16 protein-coding genes are annotated in these 24,410 nt (G+C 61.2%); 6 read left to right on the plus strand and 10 right to left on the minus strand.

Features of this window, described 5'->3' with window-relative positions; translation table 11 throughout:
• Positions 1-37 precede the first annotated feature (37 nt).
• The 3 genes from DN745_RS14890 to DN745_RS20025 form a co-directional block, all read right to left on the minus strand.
• Positions 38-1,642 carry an RCC1 domain-containing protein gene (locus DN745_RS14890; RefSeq protein WP_111336044.1) on the minus strand — a complete coding sequence of 535 codons (1,605 nt, stop codon included), beginning with the start codon at positions 1,640-1,642 and terminating at the stop codon, positions 38-40.
• 68 nt (positions 1,643-1,710) lie between these two features.
• Positions 1,711-2,556: a hypothetical protein gene (locus DN745_RS14895; protein WP_133622008.1), complete on the minus strand. Its 846-nt coding sequence runs from the start codon at positions 2,554-2,556 to the stop codon at positions 1,711-1,713.
• A 64-nt stretch (positions 2,557-2,620) separates the two neighbouring features.
• Complete coding sequence (locus DN745_RS20025) at positions 2,621-4,261, minus strand: serine/threonine protein kinase (RefSeq protein WP_111336047.1); 1,641 nt, start codon at positions 4,259-4,261, stop codon at positions 2,621-2,623.
• Between the two features lie 231 nt (positions 4,262-4,492).
• Between DN745_RS20025 and kamD the strand changes: the two genes are divergently transcribed.
• Positions 4,493-6,049: a lysine 5,6-aminomutase subunit alpha gene (gene kamD / locus DN745_RS14905; RefSeq protein ID WP_111336049.1), complete on the plus strand. Its 1,557-nt coding sequence runs from the start codon at positions 4,493-4,495 to the stop codon at positions 6,047-6,049.
• 479 nt (positions 6,050-6,528) lie between these two features.
• Here kamD and DN745_RS14910 read toward each other — a convergent pair whose 3' ends face one another.
• Positions 6,529-10,143, minus strand: a complete 3,615-nt coding sequence (locus DN745_RS14910) for an alpha-amylase family glycosyl hydrolase (protein WP_204355010.1) — start codon at positions 10,141-10,143, stop codon at positions 6,529-6,531.
• 232 nt (positions 10,144-10,375) lie between these two features.
• On the opposite strand from DN745_RS14910, the gene DN745_RS14915 reads away from it, so the two are divergent.
• Positions 10,376-11,875, plus strand: a complete 1,500-nt coding sequence (locus DN745_RS14915) for an OmpP1/FadL family transporter (RefSeq protein WP_111336050.1) — start codon at positions 10,376-10,378, stop codon at positions 11,873-11,875.
• A gap of 62 nt (positions 11,876-11,937) precedes the next feature.
• Positions 11,938-12,855: a hypothetical protein gene (locus tag DN745_RS14920; protein WP_111336052.1), complete on the plus strand. Its 918-nt coding sequence runs from the start codon at positions 11,938-11,940 to the stop codon at positions 12,853-12,855.
• Positions 12,856-12,876: 21 nt separating this feature from the next.
• Here DN745_RS14920 and DN745_RS14925 read toward each other — a convergent pair whose 3' ends face one another.
• The 6 genes from DN745_RS14925 to DN745_RS14950 form a co-directional block, all read right to left on the minus strand.
• On the minus strand, positions 12,877-13,449 hold the full coding sequence (locus DN745_RS14925) for a GbsR/MarR family transcriptional regulator (protein WP_162687700.1): 573 nt from the start codon (positions 13,447-13,449) through the stop codon (positions 12,877-12,879).
• A gap of 137 nt (positions 13,450-13,586) precedes the next feature.
• The gene (locus DN745_RS14930; protein ID WP_133622006.1) at positions 13,587-14,783 is read right to left on the minus strand and encodes a hypothetical protein; all 1,197 of its coding nucleotides are present in this window, start codon (positions 14,781-14,783) and stop codon (positions 13,587-13,589) included.
• Between the two features lie 275 nt (positions 14,784-15,058).
• Positions 15,059-16,393 carry a DUF1015 domain-containing protein gene (locus DN745_RS14935; RefSeq protein ID WP_111336056.1) on the minus strand — a complete coding sequence of 445 codons (1,335 nt, stop codon included), beginning with the start codon at positions 16,391-16,393 and terminating at the stop codon, positions 15,059-15,061.
• Between the two features lie 105 nt (positions 16,394-16,498).
• Positions 16,499-17,899: a DsbA family protein gene (locus DN745_RS14940; protein ID WP_111336058.1), complete on the minus strand. Its 1,401-nt coding sequence runs from the start codon at positions 17,897-17,899 to the stop codon at positions 16,499-16,501.
• A 210-nt stretch (positions 17,900-18,109) separates the two neighbouring features.
• Positions 18,110-20,134, minus strand: a complete 2,025-nt coding sequence (locus DN745_RS14945; RefSeq protein WP_162687701.1) for a DsbA family protein — start codon at positions 20,132-20,134, stop codon at positions 18,110-18,112.
• Between the two features lie 347 nt (positions 20,135-20,481).
• On the minus strand, positions 20,482-21,243 hold the full coding sequence (locus DN745_RS14950) for a hypothetical protein (protein ID WP_111336061.1): 762 nt from the start codon (positions 21,241-21,243) through the stop codon (positions 20,482-20,484).
• Positions 21,244-21,529: 286 nt separating this feature from the next.
• On the opposite strand from DN745_RS14950, the gene DN745_RS14955 reads away from it, so the two are divergent.
• The 3 genes from DN745_RS14955 (at position 21,530) to DN745_RS14965 (ending at position 24,327) form a co-directional block, all read left to right on the plus strand.
• Complete coding sequence (locus DN745_RS14955) at positions 21,530-22,633, plus strand: Gfo/Idh/MocA family protein (RefSeq protein WP_111336063.1); 1,104 nt, start codon at positions 21,530-21,532, stop codon at positions 22,631-22,633.
• Positions 22,630-23,214 carry an acyltransferase gene (locus tag DN745_RS14960; protein WP_111336064.1) on the plus strand — a complete coding sequence of 195 codons (585 nt, stop codon included), beginning with the start codon at positions 22,630-22,632 and terminating at the stop codon, positions 23,212-23,214. Before DN745_RS14955 ends, DN745_RS14960 begins: the two co-directional genes overlap by 4 nt.
• A gap of 213 nt (positions 23,215-23,427) precedes the next feature.
• A complete protein-coding gene (locus DN745_RS14965; RefSeq protein ID WP_111336066.1) occupies positions 23,428-24,327 on the plus strand; it encodes a hypothetical protein in 900 nt (299 codons plus the stop codon).
• Positions 24,328-24,410 lie beyond the last annotated feature (83 nt).

Genomic DNA, 24,410 nt, shown 5'->3' on the forward strand with positions numbered 1-24,410 from the left:
GATACGCCCAGGCCCATGTGCTCGGAGAACGCCGTATTTAGGGGCTCTCAACGGCCGTCGGGAGCAGCACGAACTCCTGATTCATCCCGTTGCCGATCTCACCGTTGTCATTGTCGCCCCAGCAAAACGCCCTGTCGTCTCCGTGGGCCAACCCGCAGGTATGTTGAATCCCCAGCGACATCGACCGCCACGTATAGCCGCCAACGACCGGAAGTCGCTGCAGCACGGTCTCTGCGGGCGCGCCGTTGCCGAGATTCCCCTGCCCCCCAAAGCCCCAGCAATACACACGATCATCGGCCTCTCCTGCGCACACCGATACGGGGCCGACATAGAGGTTCTTGTAGGTATGCCCGGGGGATGCCCGCACCGGGGCATGACGCACGGTGGTGGTTCCATCGCCCAATTGCCCATAATAATTGTCGCCCCAGCAATAAATCTCACCGGCCGCGGTCATCCCGCAGGTATAAGTCATACCGGCAGCGATCTTCACGAACTCTTCAGTGGTGTCGACGGGCGTTGGATCGACATATTTGACGACATCACCGACCCCAAGTTGCCCGTAGCTATTTCCGCCCCAGCAATAGGTCACCCCGGATGTGTCGATGGCGCAGGTGTGCACCGAGCCCAGCGAAAACTCGACAAATTTGTGCCCGCTCAGCATGCGCGGCACCGATGAATAGTTGGCGCCCCCGGTGTCGAGCCCGAGCTGCCCCTCCCCGTTATAGCCCCAACAATGCAAATCGTTTTCGGCGTCGAGGCCGCACGCATGGTTGGTCCCCAACTGAATCTCAACGAAAATATGCACACCCGCTACGGGCACCGGGACGGGGCTAAACTCACTGCCGCCATTTCCCAGGTGGCCCGCTGCGTTCACCCCCCAACAATACGCTTTGCCCGCCACGGTCAGGCCACAGGCGTGGTAATTGCTCGCCGAAACTGACGAAAAGGCGAGGTTCCCGCTGATTCGCGTGGGGCGATTAACATTGGCGTCGCTATTGGGATGATCATCATCGACCCCGGAGTCCAAGGCCCCGTTGCCCAGAACCCCGTAGACGTTATTTCGCCCCCAGCAATAGGCATCATGATTGGAGAGGACCCCGCAGCTATAATAATAGCGGGCGCTGATCTGCTCCCAGCGCACCACCTCCACCTGCAGGGTCGCGCTGACATCACCGACGCTCGCCCGAAGCTGGGCGTCGCCAAGCCCGACCGCCGTCACCCGCCCGGCGGCGTCCACCGTGGCGACGGTTTCATCCGAGGTCGACCAGTCCAGGCTAAAATCATCGCGAATATTTCCGGCCCCGTCGCGCACCGTCGCGGCAATTTGGGTCTGCTCGCCCGGGAAGAGCAAGACCTCAGCGGGCGCCAAATCGACGCTGGCGGCCTGCGCTGGCGCGCTCGCGTCTACGTCGTGGCTGAGCGCGTCGGCGTCACTGCCCGCGTCGGTATCGTTGACCGTATCGACGTCGCCCTCAATGACGTCTCCCTGCGGCGAATCCGCGTCGCCATCCGCTTCCGGAGTGCCCCCCAGCGGCTCGAAGTCCTCATAGAGCGAACAGGACGCGGCCCCCGCGAGCAAGAATAACGCAAGGAGCGTCGCCGCTGAGCGTCGCACGGTAAATATAGTTCGAGCGCGACTCATTGCGACTCCCGTAATTCTTTAGAAGCAGTTCGCCCGGAAAGGTTAAGCCTGGCTTAATTTGGGCAATGTCAAAAACGCCACAGCGCCCCAACGCGCGCTCCATCCGGGCCCACCGATCCGCTGAGCGCAGGCTTCAAGGACGCGTCGGCGGACTCCTGAACTTCAGCGCTTCCGAAATAATCCACCGCCCACAACGCCCCGCCCAAGGCGACCAGCCCGGCGCCTGAATAGAGCATAATTTGGCCAAGAGATTGGCGGCTCTCAATCGTATTCTGCAAGTCGAGCGCCCGCTCATACTCTCCGGCGGTGCGCGCCTTCTCGTAATTATCGAGGTCTTCGCTGAGCATAAAGTTGAGCACCCCGGTGCCAACCAGCGCCGCAGCGCCCACGCTCGCGGCGCCCACGCCCGCCCAGCCCAGCGCGCCCATGCCGGCCTCCGACCCCGGCGGCACGCCCGCGCCGCCGGCCTGCGGCGCCTTCACCGATTTGGCCAAAGCCTGGTCCGCCTTGGCTTTGGCCCCGGCGATCTTCTGGGCGCCCACGACACGCTGATACGCGCGAATGCGCGCTCTATTTTTGAGGGAAGTATCGTCGGGAAGCCCGCCCATCGCGTCGGCCTTCAGGCTCGCGCTCAACGCCTCCGGAGCATTGCCCAGGCGCGATTGCGCAAGGGAAATATTATAGAGGACGACCGGGTCGGGATCGAGCGCGTTCGCGCGCTGAAAATAGGTGATCGCCAGGGAATAATTTTTATTAAAGAACGCCTCGACGCCCTTATTATAATACGCCTTCGCGTTCTCGCCGCTCGCCGGTTCCTGCGCGACGGCACTCCCCGCCGAGCAGGCCAACAATAGCGAAAATAAGAGTCCGCCTAGCAGATATTTCTTGACCGCCGCTCCCGTCGTCATACTCATAAAGCACACCCTTCGAATTGCGAAAATTATCGGCACGGACCGCAGCGTTCACTCAAGCATAATACTACTCAAGCGGCAAATATTTGAGCGTATCGCCCCCATCATTGTCTGCGGGCTCAGGTTTGGGTTTGGGTTTGGGTTTGGGCTGCGGCATAGGCCGAGGTTTCGGCCTGGGCTTCGCAACCGGAGCCGTCGGCGTGTTTTTTTGCGCCGCGGCTTCCTGCGCTGGCTCCTCGGTGTCCTCGTCCGACACGGATGTGCCCGCGCGCTCGGCGAGTGCATCCTCGTCCGCGGGCACCGCGATATCGAGCCAGAATTCGCCGCCGGGCTTCTCCAGGGTTTTCTCCACGCTTTGCTCCGCAAATGTGGCGCGCACCGTCAGAGGAAACTCGTATCGCTCGGAGGTAAATTGCACCGGCGCCATGCCGATGAGTCGGTCCCCCGACCACACGCTCGCGCCGCTGGGACGCGTGCGGATCACAGTCACCACGGGCATCGGCTTGACCGGCGGCGCCTCGACTTCTTCGGCGCCCTCGAGGGTCTCCTCGACCAGCGCCTCCTTCGTCTCCGCGGGGCTGGAGTCCTGCCACAGCACAAACCCGATGCCGACCAACACGACCACCAACAAGACCACCAGCGCGACCGCGCGTTTGGTGCGCTTGTCACCCATGGGCTCCGAGTCAAAATGATCGAAGCTTCCCATAAAATCATCGTCGATCGCCTCGATGAAGCTCTCATCGAGATCGGCGATCGCGGTCTCATCCCCAGGCGGCCTGGTGATGTCGGGCGGCCCGGCCAGGCGCAAATCTCCGTGGAGCTGCTCGACCGCGTCCAGGTCTTCGAGGACCTCCGAGACCGAGGCATAGCGCTCCGAGAGCTCCTTGCTGAGCATCTTATTGACCAGGCGAACCAGCTGCGGATGCAGAATATCTTCGCGCGGAATCCGAAAGGACTCCGGCGCCAGATGCGCCCCCAAAATCTCGATGCTATCGGTGTTGGTGATCGCCTTGGAGCCCATCAATAACTCATAGGTCACCAGGCCCAGGCTATAGATATCGGAGGCCGGCCCCATATCTTTGCCCCGGATCTGCTCGGGCGACATATAGCGCGGCGTGCCGATCAGCGAGTCCGTGGCGGTCAGGTCCGCCCCGGCCCCGTTGGCCACATCCCCGATCGCCTTGGCGATGCCAAAGTCGAGCAACTTCACCTGGTCTTTTTGCCCGTAATGCTCGTAGACCATGATATTGGCGGGCTTAAGGTCGCGGTGCAAAAGATCGCGCGCGTGCGCCTCGTGCAGGCTTTGGAGCACCTGACGCAGAATCTTAAGCGCCCGACGCGGCGCGATCGGCACCGCGATCTCGCTGAGCTCCACGCCGTCCACAAACTCCATCACCATATAGAGCAGCCCGTCGCCGGTGCGTCCATAATCGTAGATGGTGATCGTCTGGGCGCTGTTGAGCTGCGAAATGATGCGCGCTTCGCGCTCAAATCGCAGCGCGATCGACTCCAGCGCCGACTCATCTTCGGAGGTCTCGGGTGACGTCGCCGAGTTGACCCGCAGGCTCAGAATCTTGATCGCAACTTTGCGCCCAAGGTCGATCTGCTCGGCCAGGTAGACACGCGCAAAGCCACCGCTACCTAGAAGCCTCTCGACACGATATTTGTCCTCGAAAATCTGATCGGGTTCGGGGAAGCGTCCAGTCATGAGAAGTTAGAATCTCCGGAAGTGATTTGCAGCGCTGATAGCCAACTTGTCTAATGTTATCCATGCGCAAGCTATCACGCTCCAATAGCGCTCGCAATTGCGACCTTTATCATATACTTCGCTCCCCTTTCGTCCATTTTATCGCCCCTTCGATTTGGGGTTGATGAATCCATCCAAATAATGCCATGAAACACTCCGACGATTCATGGCATTTTTTGAGGAGCATATACGATGTCGAAGTTGGGTCTTGATCCGAAGATGATTGCCCGGGGGCGCAGCGCCGCCGCCGAAATCGCCCACCAGATGGACGGGTTCATCCGCGAGCGCACCACCGTCGCCGTCGAGCGCACCGTGCTGCGGCTGATGGGCGTGGACGGCGTGGATATCGACGAGATTCCGCTGCCCAACCGCGTCATCGAAGCCGCGGTCGACGCGGGGCTGATTGAAGAGGGCATCACCCGCACGATCGCCCGGGCGATGCTGCACACCGACCGCAGCCCCCAGCAGATCGCCGAGGCCGTCGCCGAAGGCACGCTGAACCTGGCCGAGCTGCCGCATTTCGACGAAGAGAGCATCCGCGAAGTCGGCGAAGAACTCGCGGTTGAAGCCGCCGACCGAATCAAGCGAAACGTAGACGCACGAAACGCGCTCCTCGCCCGCTCCGAGGATCGCCCCGCCCCGCTGCACTATGTCATCGTCGCCACCGGAAATATTTACGAAGACGCGGTCCAGGCCAAAACCGCCGCCCGCCAGGGCGCCGATATCGTCGCGGTCATCCGCTCCACCGGCCAGAGCCTGCTCGACTACGTCCCCTACGGCCCGACCACCGAAGGCTTCGGCGGCACCTACGCCACCCAGGGCAACTTCAAGGTCATGCGCGACGCGCTCGACGAGGTCGGCGAGGAACTCGGCCGCTATATCCGCCTGTGCAATTATTGCAGCGGCCTGTGCATGCCCGAGATCGCCGCGATGGGCGCGCTTGAGCGCCTCGACGTCATGCTCAACGACGCGCTCTACGGCATTCTTTTCCGCGACATCAACCCACAGCGCACCTTCGTCGACCAGTATTTTAGCCGCATGATCAACGCCTACGCCGGCGTCATCATCAACACCGGCGAGGATAATTATCTGACCACCGCCGACGCGGTTGAGGCCGCCCACACCGTGCTCGCCAGCCAATTTATCAACGAGCAATTCGCGCTCAAGAGCGGGCTGCCCAGCGAGCAAATGGGGCTTGGCCACGCCTTCGAGATGAACCCCGACCTGGAGAACGGCTTTTTGCTCGAATTGGCCCAGGCCGAGATGGCCTCCGAGATCTTCCCGGACGCCCCGCTCAAATATATGCCGCCGACTAAATATATGACCGGCAATATCTTCAAAGGTCATATCCAGGACGCGCTGTTTAACCTCATCGGCGTCTGGACCAAGCAGGGCATCCAACTTTTGGGCATGATGACCGAGGCCATGCACACCCCGCATATGGGCGACCGCCACCTGGCGCTGGAGAACGCCCAATACGTCATGAATAACGCCCGCGATCTCGGCGACGAGATCCAATACAAGCCCGGCGGCGTCATCCAAACCCGCGCCCAAACCGTGCTCGCCGACGCCACCGAACTGCTCGAAGAAGTCCGCGAAAAAGGCATGTTCAACGTCCTGGCCGCCGGCACCTTCGCCGACGTCTTCCGCCCCACCGACCAGGGAAAGGGCCTCGACGGCGTGTTCAAGCGCTCCGCCGATTATTATAACCCGCTCGAGGATGAATTGCGCCGGCGCTTGGCGCTCTAAGCCCCCCGTAGACGCTACCGGGGCTCCTTGCTTGGCGTCGCTTTAGGGTGTTTCGGGCATTATTAGTTCCCGAGGCTATTGGGTGTCTAGGGCCCCCCCGGCTACAGAGGTGTGTCTTCGCTGCGCTGCGACACACGACGCTTCGCTCATTAAAGGCGTCGTGGGTCGACGGCCTTGATTAAACGGAAATTTGTGAGATCGATGCCGTTAATGAGCGTAGGCGCAGCCGAAGCGTCGTCCCGCGTAGCGGGACCTTTGTAGCTGGGGGTGAGTCCTCATAACGGCAAGCGCCTCCGAGAATTATAGAATCTTCGAGAAACCTCTATTTTTCGCCAAGCAAGGAGCCCCCGGAGGCGTCGCGCACCAATAAACACCCATCATGATGCGCCGCGCACCATAAAAAACACCCATCATGATCCGTCGCGTACCATCGAAACGCATATCTCGAAACGTCGCGCCCCTACTCAGGCCCCGCCGACTCACACCCCCGCCACCAACCGCGCCACCCGATACCCCGCGCCGTCCCCGGCCACCACGATCTCCTTCAAACAGCTCGCGAGCCCCGCAGGCACCGCCAACACCACCTCCTCGCCTGCCCGCGCCTGCTCGAGCGCCGCGGCCATCGCGCCAAATCGCGCCACCCATTGGGTCAGAATCTCCAACGACTCGCCGTGATACCACAGAATATCATCGTGGCGATTCACGCCCAAGAACTGGCGCGCGTCGGGGTCGGCCAGCAGCGCGTCGAGAAGCTCGGCGGCGGTAATTTCGCGGGCCGACGCCTCCGAAAGCCACCCCTGACTGCCCAGGCCAAATCGCAGCAACCCAAGGGCGCGGGCGATCTTCTCGTGGGATGCCTGCGGGTCGATATCAAGCGCAGTGAATAGCTCCTGGAGCACCCACTCGAGCGACCACTCATCCCAGAGACTTCGCGCGCGAAGCCCCGCCTCGGCCGTCGGCGCGGCGCCGCCCAGCGGGCGCATGATGGCCCAGGCGAGCAGCGCGGCCCAGACGACGAGGTTCGCGTCGGAGGCATCGTCGGCGCTGAATTTGAGGGCGGGCGAGAGCGCCGCGTAGGCCTGGAATTGGAGCAAGACTTCGACGTCGCAGGCGACCTCGCGGGCGTAGTCTTCTTGCATATCTTCGGCGCTATCAGGTTGGGCTGCGACGAAACTTTCAAGCATCCCCACAGCCTCAAAATCAACGCCTTCAAGGTGCTCCAAAACCAACGCTTGAGTCCCGCGTCCCTGCGCAATTGCGCGCACCAAATCCGGGCTCAAAATGCGGGCAAACTCAGCGTGAAGCGGGCGCAATTCGCGGCGACGGATCTCGGCGCTCAGGCTTGCGGTGCCGCGTCCACCGAGGTGTTCGCATAGTTGGCGGTACGTCTGCTCCGCGGTATCGCGCACCGTCTTAAAATCGAGGAAGATATGGCACTGATAGGCGCCTAAATCGACGAAGAACCCGCGCGCCTCAAGCTCCTCGGAGTGGCGAATATACTCCAGCCCGCTTCGCTGCTCGCGGAAGGTCACAAAGATGTCGCGCCCCGGGCGAATATCGAGCCCGTGGATGAGACGCTTTCGCACAATCGGGGCGGCCGATGCGTCACCGGCCCCGCGGGTGTCGCGGTAGGCGGCCGAGTCGCGAATCCACCCACGGGTGTCGCCGTAACGATTATGAAAGACGACCAGCGACGCCTGGTCACCCAGGCGATTCGAATAGGCGAAGACATTCTCATCGACATGGCCGGCGGCGTCGCCCTCCACCCGATAGAGGTCATAGAGCAGGAAGTTTTCGACGCCCGAGAACAGCCGACGCGCGCGAAGCAGCGGAAAGATCTCGCGGGCATGCCGCGCGATGAGGCCCTCGTTGGGCTCTTCGTGCAGGCGCGGCTCATTAAAATCCATGCCATATTTTTCGGTGAACCCCTCGATCTGCCCGTGCCCGATCATCGGCAGACCGGGCATGGTCGCCATCAGCGCGCAGACGCCAAAATACTTATCGCCGCTGCCAAATTGAGCGATGGCGGTGTCTTCGTCGGGGTTGCTCATGAAGTTGACGTAGCGTTTGAGGATCTGCGGGTCGAACTCCAGCGTCTCCTTCATTACCCGCCGATACCCGGCGTTATCCTCGTCGGAGAGCATATTCATAAACGCGCTATTATAGACCCGGTGCATGCCCAGTGAGCGCACGAAGAACCCCTCCATCATCCAAAACGCCTCGGCCAATAGCAGCGTGTCGGGCGCCTCCTGGGCGACCCGCGCGACCACCTCGGTCCAGAACTCCTGCCCCGCGACACGCTCGAAATCCTCCTTGCTCATCGCGTATTGGGCGCGCGACGGGATCGCCCCGCCCGCTCCGCGCTCGGGAAACCACAGCCGCTGAATATGTTTTTTGACCAACGTCATCGCCGCGTCAAAGCGGATGATCGAGGCGTTTCGGGCGACCTCCAGGATCTGCTGAATCACCGCCTCGCGCGCCTCGGGGTTCAGATAATCGAGCTGCGCGGTGTCATTCCACGGCATGCTGGTGCCGTCGTTTCCGTGATAAACATATTGCACCTCACCGCTGGAAAAATCCTCGCGCTTAAATGTCACCGCGGCGTCCGTGCGCTCATAATAATGGTCTTCGAGATAGATCCCGACGCGCGGATTATCGGAGAGATTCGGCCCATTAAATTGATAGGAGGGATACGGAAGATCGTCGCGGCGGATAAACCACTCGGGATGCTCGTAGACCCACTTCGAGGTGATGCCCATATGATTGGGCACCATATCGGCGGCCATGCGCAGCCCGAGCGCGCGGGCCCGGGCGCGCAGCGCGTCCCAGGCGGGCTTGCCGCCCAGGTCCTCGGCGATGCGATACTCGAAGATCGAGTAGGCCGATGAGACCACATGCGGGCTGCCGCTCAATTCCTTGATCCGCCGCGAGGCGGGGCTTCGCTCCCACACCCCGATAAGCCACAGACCGCGGATGCCCCGCTCGACCAGCGCCTCCAGATCCCCATCCGGAATCTGGTCGAGCCGGCAGATCTCGCGCCCCTCTCGCCGGCTCAATTGGGCGAGCCAGACGTGGACATTTTTGGCCAAAAGAACCAGGTCGGCCATCCAATCCGCGTCGGCGCTAAAGCGCGCGCCGAGCGCCTCGAGGCCCGCAAAGGAAGGCGTCTCGATTGGCCCGGGGCCGCCGCCTCCGCCAAAGCGTCCCTTCGACTCTTCGCGCAGCACGTCGAGGGTGCTCAGGATCTGCTCGAGCAAACCGGCCGGCAAAAGATGCCCGAAATAGCGCCCCAAAAACTCAAGCTGCGAGTAGAGCGAATCGCCGCCGCGCTCAATCGGCAGGCGCAATAATTTGAGCAGTGATAATTCAAGCAGTGACGCCTCCGGCGACGCCCCGCTCTTCGGCGCGATGCCCCCTGCCCCCTGCGCCGCGCTGACGCTCGGGTCGAGGCCGGGCTGGGTCTCAAAGAATAACTCAAGGCCGCCCATCAGCGCGTCATAATTGGCGCGCGCGAGCCCGCTATCCTCGAAGAGAACCCGCTCAACGCCCACCGCCGGGTTCTCGTTGAGAAGACGCACGGTGATAAGATCGGCGATAAATTGCACGTCTCCGCCAAGCGCCTCGGATGCCAACGCCTCGGGCGCGCCCATACTCCGCGCCGCCTCGGCCGGAAAAAGCTGCGCAAACTCCCGCTGTGCCTCGCCCAATGTATCGGCCCCGACCGAGGCCTCCAACCAGCGCATCGCCTGCGCAAAGCCGCCAGGATTGACCTCGGCGCGCCAGATCTCGAGCAGGCGACGCCACACATTATTCAGACACGCCACCGCGCCCAATCGCCCGGTCTCAATGGCCGCGTCTTGGGCTCCACCCGGCGCCTGGCTCCGCAGAAACGCGTTGGCGTGGCCGCTGAGCTTTCGGAGCTCGTAGAAATTCTGCAACTTCGCCCGCCCGCGCGCGTCGATCTCCAGCGGCGCCTGCGCATCCTCGCCGGCCTGCGCCGCACTGAGCGCGAAGGCGTCGCGCGCCCGACCGCTTAGGAGCAAGCCCAGCGCCACCCCAGCCGTATTATGTCGCGTCATCTCTCTCTGACTCATCCCGATCATCCTGCGATATAGAGGTAACCTGCCGGCGCACACGTATCGAATCTATGGAATGGCGAGCGTACACACCAAACCGAGGTTGTCCAACCCGCGATCCAGCGTTGCGATGTTCGCATATCTCGACTAGCCCCCACCACGCGCTTGATGCACAATGCGCGCCGGGTTGGACGGCAAAATACTCGGATAGCCCATATAATTCATGACACTATGATGCAGCGGTAGATGTATGAAACGCGTTCAATCGACCTCCTTAAACAGCGCGAAGACGCCCCTCAACCCCCTGAAAAAACTCAGCTTTCTGAGCATCATCGGCTGCGCCCTCATGCTCCCGAGCGCGGCGAGCGCCAGCCCCTTCGAGATGTATGGTGCGGGCGGGCGGGCGTCAGCGATGGCCGGGGCGCAGACCGCTTCGGCCGAAGGCGCCGCGGCGATCTTCTATAATGTCGGCTCGCTGGCGCATAGCGAACCCGGGGTGAGCGGCGGGCTGACCGTCGGGCTCAATCGCTCGCGCATCCTGCTCATGAACCGCCCGTTGGGCTACGATATCCCGGACCTCGGCGGCTATTCGCCCGCCATCCCCAGCGGCATGACCAAATACGAGCGCCGCGACACCACCGACGTCGACAACCTCTACGTGCTGACCCTGGGCGGCGTGACCTCATTTGGCATCAAAGACCTGCGCGCGGGCCTGCTGCTGGCGATGCCGACCTCGGGTTATGTCGACGCGAATACCCACTTCGCCGACGAGCGCGAGCGCATCTTTAGCAACCAACTCCACTTCACCCTCACCGACCAGCGGCTGCGCCGTTTGGACCTGGAAATGGGCATCGCGTATAAGGTCGCCGACTGGATCTCAGCCGGCCTGGGCGCAACTTTCTCGCCCGGCACGGTGATGAGCACCAACGTCTATCTTCCCAATGTGGGCGATCAGAGCGACGTGGACCTCAACTCTCAAATTGACAGCGAGAGCCTCTGGGGCCTGCTCGCGGGCGTGCAGGTCGACTTCAGCGAGCAACTTCAATTCGGCCTGCAATACCGCAGCGAGGTCTATTTTCGCATCCACGGCCAGAATACGATTCGCGTCGGAAACACCGGCGGCAAGGACACCCGCGAGATCGTGCAGGTGCTCGACTGGACCCCCAGCTACTCGCCCCATAGCGTCTCGGCCGGCCTCGCCTGGACCCAGGGCGCGTCGAAGATCATGCTCGACGGGCGCTATGAGCGCTGGTCGGATTACCGAAATAACCATAGCAAGCCGACGAATTTCCACGACACCATCTCGCCGCGACTCGGCTATGAATATAGCCTGCCGGGCAAGGACGATAAGCCGGGCAATAAGTTGCGCGCGGGCCTTGGCTGGGTCCCCAGCCCGGTGCCCGACCAAACCGGGCGCACCAACTACGTCGACAACGACCGGGCGATGGCGAGCATCGGCGCCTCCTACCAGCTCGACGCGTTCGGGCTGCCGCTCGAGATCGACTGGGCGCTCCAGCTCCACGTCCTGATGTCGCGCGTAACCCACAAAAAAATAAAAGCTAGCAATCCGAACTGTGGTGCCGATGTTGACGTGATTTGTGACGAGGTTCCCGACGACCTGATCAACCCGCGCACCGGCCAGCCCTTCGAGGGCACGCAGGGGTTGCAGACAGGCAATCCGGGCTTCCCGGGCTTCACCTCGGGCGGCTGGATGGGCGGCGTGGTCGTCGAGGTCTCGTGGCTCCCCTGAGCGCCCCTGCCTCGATATGATCGCGCTGATTAATCGCACCATCGATTTTGCTGAGTATTAAAATGACCAAGATCACGAGATTCGCACAATTCGCAACCGGCACGCTCCTGGCGAGCAGTCTTCTGTGGGGCTGCCAGGTGGGGCGCGGGGATTCCGAAATTGAAGACCAATATATCGCTGACGCCGGCTTCGACGCCCTCGACGACGCCGACGCCGGCTGGGAGAACGACGCCGGCATCGGCCAGGGCGCCGGCGCAGGAACCATGAGCGGATCCTGGCTCCTGTTGCACGAGCGAAGCACCTGCCTTTTAGGCCAGGAGCAGCTCACCCACGCGACCTATATCATTGATATCGACCAGGAGGGCTCGACGCTTCGCGAGACCCGACGGCTCTGCGAGACCAACCTCTCCGAGGTCCTGGGCATGCGTATTCGCATCCCGCAGAAGGTGATCGATAATATCGACTTTATCCAGCAAGATCAGGGGCTTGTCTCGACCCTTCGCGTCGGAGGCAGCTACTTATCCTCGACCGAAGTTGCCCAGTGGGGGCTGGCGCTCGAGGACCCGACGACCGACTCTATCCCGGAGTCCGCCGACGATCCGCGGGTCATCGACACCGACGAAGACGGCAACCCGGCGGTGACCTTTCAGGTGGGCGACGACTGCGAGCGCTACCAGGCGCAGCGCCAATTGCTGCGCTATAGCGGGCGGTTCACCGCGCCCAATCAGATCGACGGCAGCTCGGCGGGCGTCACCGACATCGTCGTCTACGGCGGGTCCAATAACTTCTGCACCATCGCGCCCCCGGTCGAACCCAACGACCCGGCCAGCCGCTTCCGCATGGTCCGCATCGACGGCAAAGGCGGCGCGGTCAACGCCGACAGCAATAATGATGACGCGATTAGCTGCGAGGAGGCCATCGCGCTGTCGCCATTCGTGATGCAACGACGCGAATCCGACTCATCGAATTGCGCCAAATAATCAGATAAAAGCGCAGCGAGGCTAGGCGGAGGGGGCCGTGTCCCCCGTGTCTTCCAACAGGTCGTCGGCCTCGCTAAAATCGAGATGCAGGGTCTTCAAGAAGAACGACAGCGCGTCGGTCATCATATCGGCCAGGCGCAACATCCCGCGCACCCGCTTGAGGCGCGCGGGGTCCACCTCTTGCTCGCGGGCAAAATACAGCGCGTCCTTCAGGTCATCGCGCACCCGCACCACCAGGCTGAGCTCGCGCGCCTGGATCACCCGCCGTAGCATCTGCAAAAAGTCGACCTCCGCCACAAAATGGCGCACCTTGCTCTGGGGCACCTGCACGCGATGCGCCACCCCCCAGGCCTCCAGGTCCCGCGAGATCATCGACACCGCGCCCTTGGACAACCCAAGCTCACGCTGCAGATCCGCCGCCGACATCGGCTCGCCGCGCAGATACAGCAGGCACCAGGCGTGCCCGTGGTTGCGCTTAAACCCCCAGAACTCAATCACCCGCCCGACCGCGTTGATCGCCAGCGCCTCCCAGCGATCCAGCGCGGGAAAGTCGATATCATCCTCCGGGCTGTCCCGATACGTATATCCGTGCATCTCGATTGTCTCGAAAGAGTGCGGCTTCGCCACCCGATGACGCGGCGGCCAACTATAAAAAACCCCGGTGCTCATAATGAGCACCGGGGTTTCAAATCAAACACCTAAATCAGGTGCGGTCAACGATGCAGCCAGACTTACTGGACCGAACCGATTCCCGAGATTTTGGCAGCGTCGGTGTCGAAGGTCGTACCGATGCTCAACGCGTCGTCTTCGCCGTCGCCGTCGGTGTCGACGTCAACGAGAATACCGATGGTGGGCAGGAAGCCACATGCCTGAGTCAGGCTTGCGCAGGTCGAGTCGGCCTCGCAGGTGTTGTTCGGGGTATCTGCGCAGGAGGGCGCGACGCCTTCGAGATTCACGAAGTCGGCGCCTTCAAGGCCTAAGCACTCGCAGGAAGCAGCCGCGAAGCTGTTGACCGCGCTGACAAGGTCGTCAACGCGAACCGCGCCGCCGAGTTTGCCGCCGTTGAGGGCCGGATTCGCGTCTTTGATAACAACGCCGTCTTCCAGCGTGCTGCTGGCGTCAACGGTCGCTTCGATCTGAGCCTTGGAGATGCGCAGGCTGAGCGGCGCGTCCAAGAGGCCTTCCAGGGAGACGCTGATGTCGACGATGCCGGGGCCTGCGGTCAGGACGCCGTTCTCGATCTTCGCGTTCGGAAGCGAAGCCTGCGGGTGGGTGCCCTGGTCGACGCTGGTCGGGTCGATCACGAACGGGCCGGTCACCGGCGCCTCCACGCTCTCACCGAGCCACACGTTGAGCGTGTAGGGCGAGGAGTTCGCGAGGTCGTCAAGACCGTCATGCTCGAAGAGCAACACGAGGCTGCCCGACTCAATGCTGCCTTGGATACCTCCGTTGACGTCACCGAGGCTGTTGACGATCGAAAGAGCATTGTCGGGCTCACCGTTGCCGTTGAGGTCGAAGCAGCAATTCTCATCGCTCTCGGCGATGCGGAACGCCGTGACAATCGAAGAGGGACCGAACTCAGCGTCGGCCGGAGCCTCGTCGCAGCGCGCGGGGCGGTCTTCGCCGGTCAGGTCGCAACCGGTGGGAGCCGGCACACAGGCGGTCGCTTCAGCGTTGCACTCATAACCCTCGGCACACGTGTCCTGCTCGCATCCGGTCTCCGGGTCGCTCGTGTCGGCGTCGCCAGTAGCGTCGCCTTCGCCGGTGGTGTCGCCTTCGCCAGCAGTATCACCTTCGTCGCCAGCGTCGGGCTGGGTGTTATTTGTGTTATTGTCTTTTTTACCGGCGTCGTCATCGCCACAGGCGCTCAACGAAAGGCCCGCGCTAAGAAGCAATGCCAACAATCCTATCATTTTACGATTCAACATCGGTAATCCTCCAAATAAATCATGTATGAGCCACGCATCGGAACCACTCCGACCTGACCATTGATTCAAAAATGCAACATTCGTCTTCAGCCCGCGCGGCCGCATCAAAAGCCTTATTTAGCTCTTTGAAATGGGCCCGCATCTTTAAGCAAAAGCAAATTAGCAAAATCACCGCGCCCAAGCAAGTTTTAAGCCACGCCCAGGCTGCCTTATTTAGTTTGGTAACATCCAACGCGCGCCAGCCGGGGCCGGCGCGCGCGATCAGCCAGTCATTCTCATAGCGGATTAATCGTCAGGCCGCTGAGAATTTTGGGATAAAAATAGGTCGACTTCTGCGGCATTTTCCCGCCCGACTGACACACCTCGACCACCTGAGCAACCGGCGTCGGGTTCATCAACACCACAAGCTGGTGCTCGGGATTTTTGCGCGCAGCCACGGCCGCCTCAAGGCTCTTGATATAGCGCAGGTTCGTCTTGGCAGCCTGCGCCTCCATGCTGATGCCGATGATCCGGTCAAAAATCCCCTCATGCAAAATCGACACGTCCAGCCGGCGCACCTGCTCGGGGGTGTCGGCGTCGAAAATCGGCGCGCTCTCATCTCCCTTATATTGCACCAGAATCGGCTGCTCGAGATGCTGCGATAGCAATATGAAGCTCGGCGCATCTTCGGCCGCCTCGGCCAACTTCAGCTCAAGCTCCAGCGGCGTGTCGACCAGCTCTTTGGCCAGCGGCTGCAGGTCGTAGAGCTTGGAGTCTTCGAGGGTCTTGAGCAAAGCGCTCGCGTCGAAATCCGCCACACCGTGCACCACGCGATGGGTGCCGAAGACCTGCAGGCCCGGGTCGTGAATATTGACCATAAACGCCATCACATAATCGTAGGGCGCGGGCTGGTCGGAGCCGCCGTCTTCGGCCACGGAGCGGCGGAAGTCACGGTAGGCCAGCGCGGTCTCATAGCGGTGATGCCCGTCCGCGATCAGCAGCTGGGCGTCCTTTAAAATCTCGGCGACCTCGGCCTGGGCGTCCGCGTCAAAGACCGGCCAGAGTCGGTGGCGGATGCCGTCGGTATTCGTCGTCACGTCGAGCTCCTGCTCCTGCACTCGGTGCGCCTCAAGCAGGGCGTCGACCTTCCCTTCGGGATCGTCATACAGAAAGAAGATCGGGCTTAGATTCGCCTCGCAATTCTTCATCAGCTCCAGGCGGTCGACCTTCGGGCCGCGCAGCGTGCGCTCGTGCGGCAGCACGATGCCCTCATCATAGGTCGCCAGACGCACCGCGCCCAAAAACCCGCGGCGGGTGTGTTGGTTACCCTGCGCATCCTCAAATGTCTGCTGGTGCGCGTACAGGCCGGGGCGCACATCCTGGCGCAGTTGCCCGGTCGCCAGCCAATCCATCAGGTGGCGGCGCGCGCGGGTATAGCGGTTATTCTCGGCGCTATCGCTGTCATGCTGGCGGCCCAGCACCAGGCGCACGATATTGGCCGGATGCCCGGCGTACAGCGCGTCCTGCTCCTCGGTGTCGATGACATCGTAGGGCGGCGCCAGTAGGTCGGCAGGCTCGTCGCCGGCTTCCAAATGATAGCGAATTGCGCGAAATCCTCGAATTTCAGCCATTATATTATCGTCGTCTCAAAATGATGAATCGTTAACTTCTCTATAAAATACGCGCGGCGCTCACCCCGATGGCGGCGCCGCGCGCGGCCCTAAAAACCGTATTTCTTATTGCTTCTCGGCGAGCGCCTCGCGAATCACGCGCACAAAACTCTCGGCCGGCTGCGCGCCCACAACGGCGGTGCCGTCGATGATAAAGGTCGGCGTCCCCTGGAACCCCAGCGCCTGCGCCTGGGCGGTGTCCGCCTTGATCTCGGCGTCGTATTTGTCGCCCGCCATATCCGCCTTAAACTTCTTCATATTCAGGCTAAGGCTCTTGGCGAGTTCCTCGAAAATGCCCGGCTCACCGAGGTCGGCCTGGCGCTCAAAGAGCAGGTCGTGCATCTCCCAGAATTTACCCTGCTCACGCGCCGCGATCGACGCCTTCGCCGCCGGATGCGCCTGCGGATGAAAACTCAGGGGCATATGTTTAAAGACCACGCGCACCGAATCGTCCACCTCGGCCAGCGCCTCTTTGAGGTTCACGTCGGCCTTGGCGCAATAGGGGCATTCAAAATCCTCGAAGGCAAAAATCGTCACCTTCGCGTCTTTGGGCCCGCGCACCTGACCGGGATGAATGGTCAACTTGCTGGTATCAAAGCGCAGCACCTCTTCGGCCGGCTCCCCGAGGTCGCCCTCCCCGTCCTTCATCGACGGGCCCGGAATCATCGGCAATTGGCGCTGATAGTTCTCGGCAACCAACGAGGCGTAGAGATTCGGCGGGACGTCGCCCTCGCCGATCTTCTCTTCGGCCTGGGCGCGGCGCGCCTCGACGACCCTGGCAAACTCATCAAAGGGCAGCGCCCCGTTCATGCGCTCCCCGTTGATGAAGAACGCCGGCGTCCCCTCGACCTTCAACTCGGCGGCGAGCTTCAGGTCGCGCTCGATGATCTGCGTGGTCTCTTGTGCGTCGAAATCCTTGCGGAATTTCTCCACGTCCAACTTCAACATGCCCGCGTATTTGGCGACCCATTCTTTGAAATCGCCGTCGTGCTCGCGGAACGCGTCCTGGTTCTCAAAGAGCCAATCGTGCATCTCCCAGAAGCGCCCCTGGCGCGACGCGGCGATCGACGCGCGCGCGGCGTCCTCGGCCTGCGGGTGGAAGGAGAGCGGAAGCTGCTTAAAGACGATCTTCGTATCTTCCGGGAAGGTCTTAAAGATCTGCGACAGCGTCCCCGCGCCGCGGCGGCAATAGGGGCATTGGAAGTCCGAGAAGGTCACGATGGTGACCTTCGCCGACATCGGCCCCATCATCGGGCTGCGCATAATCGGGATGATATCACTATCCTGAAACGCCACCTGGGGAGCGCCCCCGACTTTCTTGGTCAGCGTCCCCGCGCTCGACTCGTTGGAGCTCGACGCGTCGGGCTTCGACATCGACGTACACCCCGCCGCCACAAGGATTGCCCACACCAGCAGCAGGGCCATCGGTCCAAGGTGCCCCAGGAAATTTGTTCGCTTTGAGGTCATTATTTATCCGAACGCAATGAAGTGAATACCAACATCCTCGGCGACCCTACTTCGCTCACCGAGCTTCATCAAGTCACACGCCGCGCCATATTCTAGGCACCTCTTCGCCAAGCCAAATAAAAAGCCCGCGACTCCAAAAGGAGTCGCGGGCTTTCGTGCTTTTAGCGCCGATAGCCGCCGAGAATCTCAGCGGCTATCAACTCGGCCAAATTACTTGGCTTCTTTCAGCGCGCGGTCGATCGCTTCTTTGAACTTCGAAGCAGGCTGTGCGCCGACGAGACGCTCGCCGTTGATGAAGAACGCGGGCGTTCCACGAACGCCAACCTTGGAACCCTGCGCCATGTCGGCGTCGATGATCTTCTGATACTCGGGGTTCTTCAGGTCTTTTTTGAACTTCTCGACGTTCAGGCCGAGCTTCTCGGCGTAGCCGATATAGGTGTCGTCGGAGCCCAGGTTACGCTGGTTCTCGAAGAGCAGGTCGTGCATCTCCCAGAATTTGCCCTGCTCGCCGGCAGCCATGGCGGCTTTCGACGCGCCCGGAGCCTTCTTGTGGAAGGGCAGCGGGTAATGCTTGAACGCGACTTTGACTTTGCCGTCATAGTCAGCGATCGCCTCTTTCAGGCTGGCATCGCCACGTTTGCAATAGGGGCACTCAAAATCGGAATACTCGACGATCGTGACCGGAGCGTTCTTCGGTCCGAGGATGGGCGCGTTACCCAAAGCGAGGTCCTTGACGTCGACCTTTGCAGCCGGAGCGGCCGGTGCGGCCGGAGCTTTCGGGGCGCTGGCCTTATTCTTCTCGACCAGGGCTTTGTAGAGGTCATCACCCGACAATTTCTTGCTGGCTTTGAGCTCCTTGGCCAATTTGATCTGCTTGTCGATCTCGGCTTTGAAGGACGGGAACGGCTGCGCACCACGAAGGTTGACGCCGTTGATCCAGAAGTTCGGGGTGCCACGCGCGCCAACTTTGCCGGCCAGCTTAAGGTCACGCTCAACCTGAGCGGCGATGGCCGGATCGTTATAATCCTTTTTGAATTTGGCGACGTTCAGGCCAAGCTGCTCGGCCAGGCCGGCAGCATATCCCTCGAAGTCGGCCGATTTGCTCTTGAACTCACGATGCTTCTCGAAGAGCAGGTCGTGCATCTCCCAGAATTTACCCTGACGGTCAGCCGCCAGCGAAGCGCGCGCAGCCGGCTTGGCTTCAGCATGCATGGCCAAGGGCAGTTGCTTGAACACGAAACGAACTTCGTTGCCGTACTCTTCTTTGATCTGCTTCACGGTCGGAACGACCTTGCTGCAGAAGGGGCATTGGAAGTCGGAGAATTCAACGATGGTGACCAACGGATCTTTGGTATTTCCGAAGACCGGGTCATTGGACTCGACCGGGATGAACTCAACGGAGGGACCAGCCGGCTTTGCAGCAGAAGGCTTGTTGTCAGCTTTGCCGCCGTCGAAGTTCTTGGCGACCATTTTGCCGTAGACGTCAGCGCGAGCCACGCCGCCTTTCATCAGGCTCTTGGCCTCTTTCAGGTGCGCTTCAACGATCTCTTCGAACGCAGCCAGCGGCTTGGCGCCGACGACGCGCTCACCGTTGACGAAGAAGTGCGGGGTGCCACGAACGGCAACCTTTCCGCCGAGTTCCATGTCGTCTTTGACGATCTGGTGGGTCTTGGGATCATCGAAATCCTTATTGAATTTCTCGATATCAAGGCCGAGCGTTTTGGCGTGTCCGCCAGCCCACTCTTTCATATCGTCGCCGTGGTTGCGGATCTCTTTCTGGTTTTTGAACAACCAGTCGTGCATCTCCCAGAATTTACCCTGGTTGCCGGCAGCGATCGCGGCATACGACGCGGGGGTCGCCTGCGGATGCATGGGCAGCGGGTAATGCTTGAAGACGACCTTCACGTCGTCGGGGTATTTCTTCTGAAGCTGCTCCATCGTCGTCGCGCCACGGGCGCAGAAGGGGCATTGGAAGTCCGAGAATTCAACCACAGTAACCAACGCCGATTCTTTTCCAAGAATGAAGCTGTCGCCGATCGGAAGGGCCGTTCCATCGCCCTCGGTGCCACGCTCGCCGCTGGGGCTCGGCGCAACTGCTGCCGAGCCGGAGTCGCCGGCGTTGCCGGATTTGTTGGTCATATTTGAGACGAAGAAGCCGCCTGCAAATGCAATCAAAGCTACGACGACGATCACCAGAAGGCGCGCCGTAGGGTTTCCACTATTTTCTTGTGCCATAATCTTGAAATTCCTTTCAAAGGGTGTCCGACCGCTCGCCATCGAGAGGTCATCCGAACTAAAATTTAACGTCTTAAAAATATATTAATCTTCTCGTCACTCATCCGATATCGCTGGAAGCGGGCAACATATTCTATCCAAATATGCTGCGGCGCCGCTTTTTAGCCATCGATTCGTCGTTTCGCGCTTGCCTTTACCCCGAACCCTGCATTTGATGCAAGTATTCGGACGCCGAAGTAATCCCTCCCAGTAGAGAGGCGATCACCGAGGCTCAGGAATCATTGGCGGGGCACTGCGCCCGCGCTGATTAAAGCGGAAACACGATAAGTTCAGAAGTTGAAGCGTACTTAGACCCGTGGGGGCTGCTCGGGAAGACGCGGATGCCCGGATTGCGGTCCCACACGAAGATGGGCCCAGGGGCGGGTTTCGAGGGTAGGTGCATCTGCAGGATGCTCAAAATGATGACGCGGGATAGGAACGCCAGCAGGCGCTGCGACGCGCATCGACTCGGCCACCGGTGGCATGGCGTTGCATTGCTCGAGGTGGCGGGTCGTACACATCAAATTATCTTCAACCGGCACATGTCGCCGCGGCGCGGTCTCGACGGAGAGCGCGACCAGGGCGGAGCCGACCTGATGAATATTGCGCGGAGCTTCTCGCTCACCCGCGCTCTCTTCGAGCGCGAGAAAGATCGAGTCCACCACCGAGGCGGCCTCTTTCTCGCCGCGCCACCGCACGATATAGCGCGGCAGCGTCGAGATGGGCTCGCCTGCCGACTCGAAGCAGAGGTTAAACGAGGGGTCGGCATCGGCATCGTCGCTCAGACCAAGCCCACAGGGCGACGCGCCAGCGAGCTCATCCGAGGCATCCTCGGTGACCTGCGCGAGGGTCTCACCGTCCCAATCCTGGCGCACCGAAATATCTTGCTCCAAAAACCCGTGCAAGCCGACCGTATCAAACGCCGGCGTATTCATGCAGCGCTGCGCCCCGGCCATCGCATGCGAGGTCGCCGGGATCGCAAACACAACCATGCCGATCGCCAACAACACCCCCGCCAAAATGGCGATGCTGATGCATTCACGGACTGAGTTGTGCGGGGTGGGGAACATGATATCTGGTAATTATCCGAGCAAATAATGCGAATTAAACTTCAACGAACGCCAGGGTGTTTTTGCGATAGCGAAACCACGACCTTCGGCGATTCATTCCATCGCAGGGCGGCCCAACGGGCGAAAAAGCCCGAAGAACCTGCAATTGGCGGATTCTAAAGCACTTCCAATGCCGATTCAAGCCGCCCCGCACTTAGGCCGTGCGGACCTGCGCCGCAGCCGCCACGGCGCGCCTGGCGATAATAATCGCCAGAGTCTGTTGCATCAGCGCGATTTACGATAAATCATGGCCGCGTTGGGTCTCATTGCAACCGCAGACCCTCAATTTACCCACCACCTGAGCCACCTTGTGAAGTCCACCCCGATCACTTTTGCCCTCGTCGGTTGCGGCCGCGTCGCCCGCCAACATCTGCGCGCGCTTCGCCACCACAGCGGGCGCGCCGAGCTTATCGCGGTGTGCGACCCCGACCCCGAGCGGCGACGCGCGGCGAGCCTGGAGCATGGCGCCCCCGAGTTTGCTTCGCTCGAAGTGTTGCTCAAAGACACGCGTCCCGACGTGCTGATCCTCACCTCGCCCAGCGGCCTGCACCCCGAGCAGGCAATCCTAGGCGCCCAGCGCGGCTGCCATATCATCTGCGAGAAGCCGATCGCGACCCATTGGGAAGATGGCCTGCGCATGGTCGAAGCGTGCGAGGCGGCCGACAAAACACTCTTTATCGTCAAGCAATTGCGCTATAACCCGACCCTGCAATTGCTCAAAAACGCGCTGGATGCGCAGCGCTTCGGCGATGTGCACCTGATCGATATCGACGTCTTCTGGACGCGCCCGCAAGACTATTATGACGCGGAAGACTGGCGCGGAACCCGCAAATTGGACGGCGGCGCATTCCTGAACCAGACCAGCCATTATATCGATCTTCTGAGTTGGCTCTTCGGCCCGGTCGCCGACGTGCACGCGTTCACCGCGACGCTCGGGCGCAAGATTGAGGTCGAGGATTCGGGCGTGCTCAACCTGCGCTGGCGCGCCGGCACGCTGGGGTCGATGAGCGTCACGATGCTCACCTACCCCGAGAACCTTCGCGCCTCGATGACCATCGCCGGCAGCCGAGGCACCGCGGTCCTGGGCGGCAAGGCCTGCGATCAGATCGAGACCTGGCGCTTTGAAGACGCCAATACGAGCGCGCCCGACGACGATATCGACGCGATCAACCAGCAAACCCGCGACTTCTATGGCAACGGCCATCTTCGCTATTATGCCAACGTCCTCGACGCGCTCCAGCACGGCGCGCCGGTCGACGTCGACGGGCGAGAAGGGCTAAAATCGCTGGAGATCATCGAGGCGGCTTATCGGTCGGCGCGCCTGAAAACCAGCGTGGAGTTGCCACTATGAGCGCGGTCACAGCCCACCCCAGCGCCATCATCGACCCGGGCGCGACGATCGGCGACGGCACCCGCATCTGGCACTTCTCGCATATCTGCGCGGGCGCCGAGATCGGGGCGAATTGCTCGCTGGGGCAAAATGTATTCGTCGCCGGCGGCGCCCGCATCGGCGCGGGCTCAAAGATCCAGAATAACGTCTCGATCTTCGACGGTGTCGTGCTTGCCGAAGACGTCTTCGTCGGCCCCAGCGCCGTCTTTACCAATGTGCGCCACCCCCGCGCGCACGTCTCGCGCCGCTCAGAATACGGCGCGACCCGCGTCGGCCGCGGCGCCAGCATCGGCGCGAACGCCACCATTGTCTGCGGCTCAACCGCCCACCCCCGAGTCATCGGGGAATACGCGCTGGTCGGCGCCGGTTCGGTCGTCACATGCGATCTCCGCGCGCACGCGCTCGTCGTCGGCAACCCGGCGCGCCAAATCGGCTGGGTATGCGCATGTGGTGAGCGGCTCGACGACGACCTCATATGCGCGCGCTGCGCAAATCAGTACCGCTTGGCCGGCGAGCAGATTGAGCGCGTCCCCGCCCAATAAGATCTTTATTGCGACGTCAATCTCGGGACATCGAAAATACCTGCAAAATAGTTACTTGTCATTTGATCAGGTGTGCCGATAAATATTAGCCCGGGATTGAGCACTCGAATCCACTGACTTTCTGTATTTCAGACGGACAACCTGCAAGCGCGGGCTGTCAGTTTTTTTATACCTCAAATACTTCTCAAATTTTGGTTCCAAAGGGAGCGCGCGATGACCCAAGATGCAGTCGAAACAACTCAAGACAAAAAAGATCCGACGCAAGAATTGGCCGAGGCGCTTTATCAGCAATTAAAAACGCACGCCCGGCGGGTCAAACGCACCGAAAAACTCCTCAAGCAGGTTCAGGGGAAGGCGCCCTCGCCGGCCACATTTACCGATTGGCTCGACATCGCCCAGAGCCTGGAGGGCTATGCGCTCGGCGTGCCCGAGCTCGACGCCCAACGCGAAGCGTTGCTCAAGCAGATCGACAGCGGCATGCAGAAGCTGCGCCTAAAAACGCGCATGACCTTCTTCGCCGAGTTGGAGAAGCGCGCCGCCGAGAGCAATATCAAATTGCAAAAGCTCTCAGACACCCCCTATGTCGCCTACGCCGACCCGATGACGCTTGAGGTCGACTTCGATCTGGGCTGCACCCGCGTGCTCTACGGCCACGAGCTTATCTGCGAGGTCGAACTCGACGCGCGAAAACTCCTCGACGCCCGCGAAAACGCGCTCAAAGAGATCAAGAAACAGGCGCTCGATTCCGAGGAGTTTTTCAACGCCCTGCACGCATCCTATCGCACTGTTCTAGCGGCCGAGGGCCTGCCCTACGGCGAGCGCGTAGACCTGGTCGATGTGTTGATGCCGATGTCGATGATGCGCCTATCCCGCGCGAACTGGCGAAAAAAGGGCGTCGACGCCCTTCAACCATTCACCCGCCACCAACTCGCCTGGCAGCTCAGCCAACTGCGCCGCGACGCGATGCTGGAGCACGACGGCAAGCGCCTGGATATCGGCGCCGCCACCGGTGGCTCCACCCGCGACAAACGCAATGTGCTCTATATTCCGATCGGCTCCGGAAACGGGCAATATTACCGCTCTATTCGATTCACCGCCGCGCCTGCGGCCTGAATCAGCCTCATCATGCACAAGATTCATCGAGCGAGCAGCGCGGCGCGCGTGAAGCACGCGTGCTCATCAAACTTGTCTCGCTC

The organism is Bradymonas sediminis (assembly GCF_003258315.1).
Taxonomy (GTDB): domain Bacteria; phylum Myxococcota_A; class Bradymonadia; order Bradymonadales; family Bradymonadaceae; genus Bradymonas; species Bradymonas sediminis.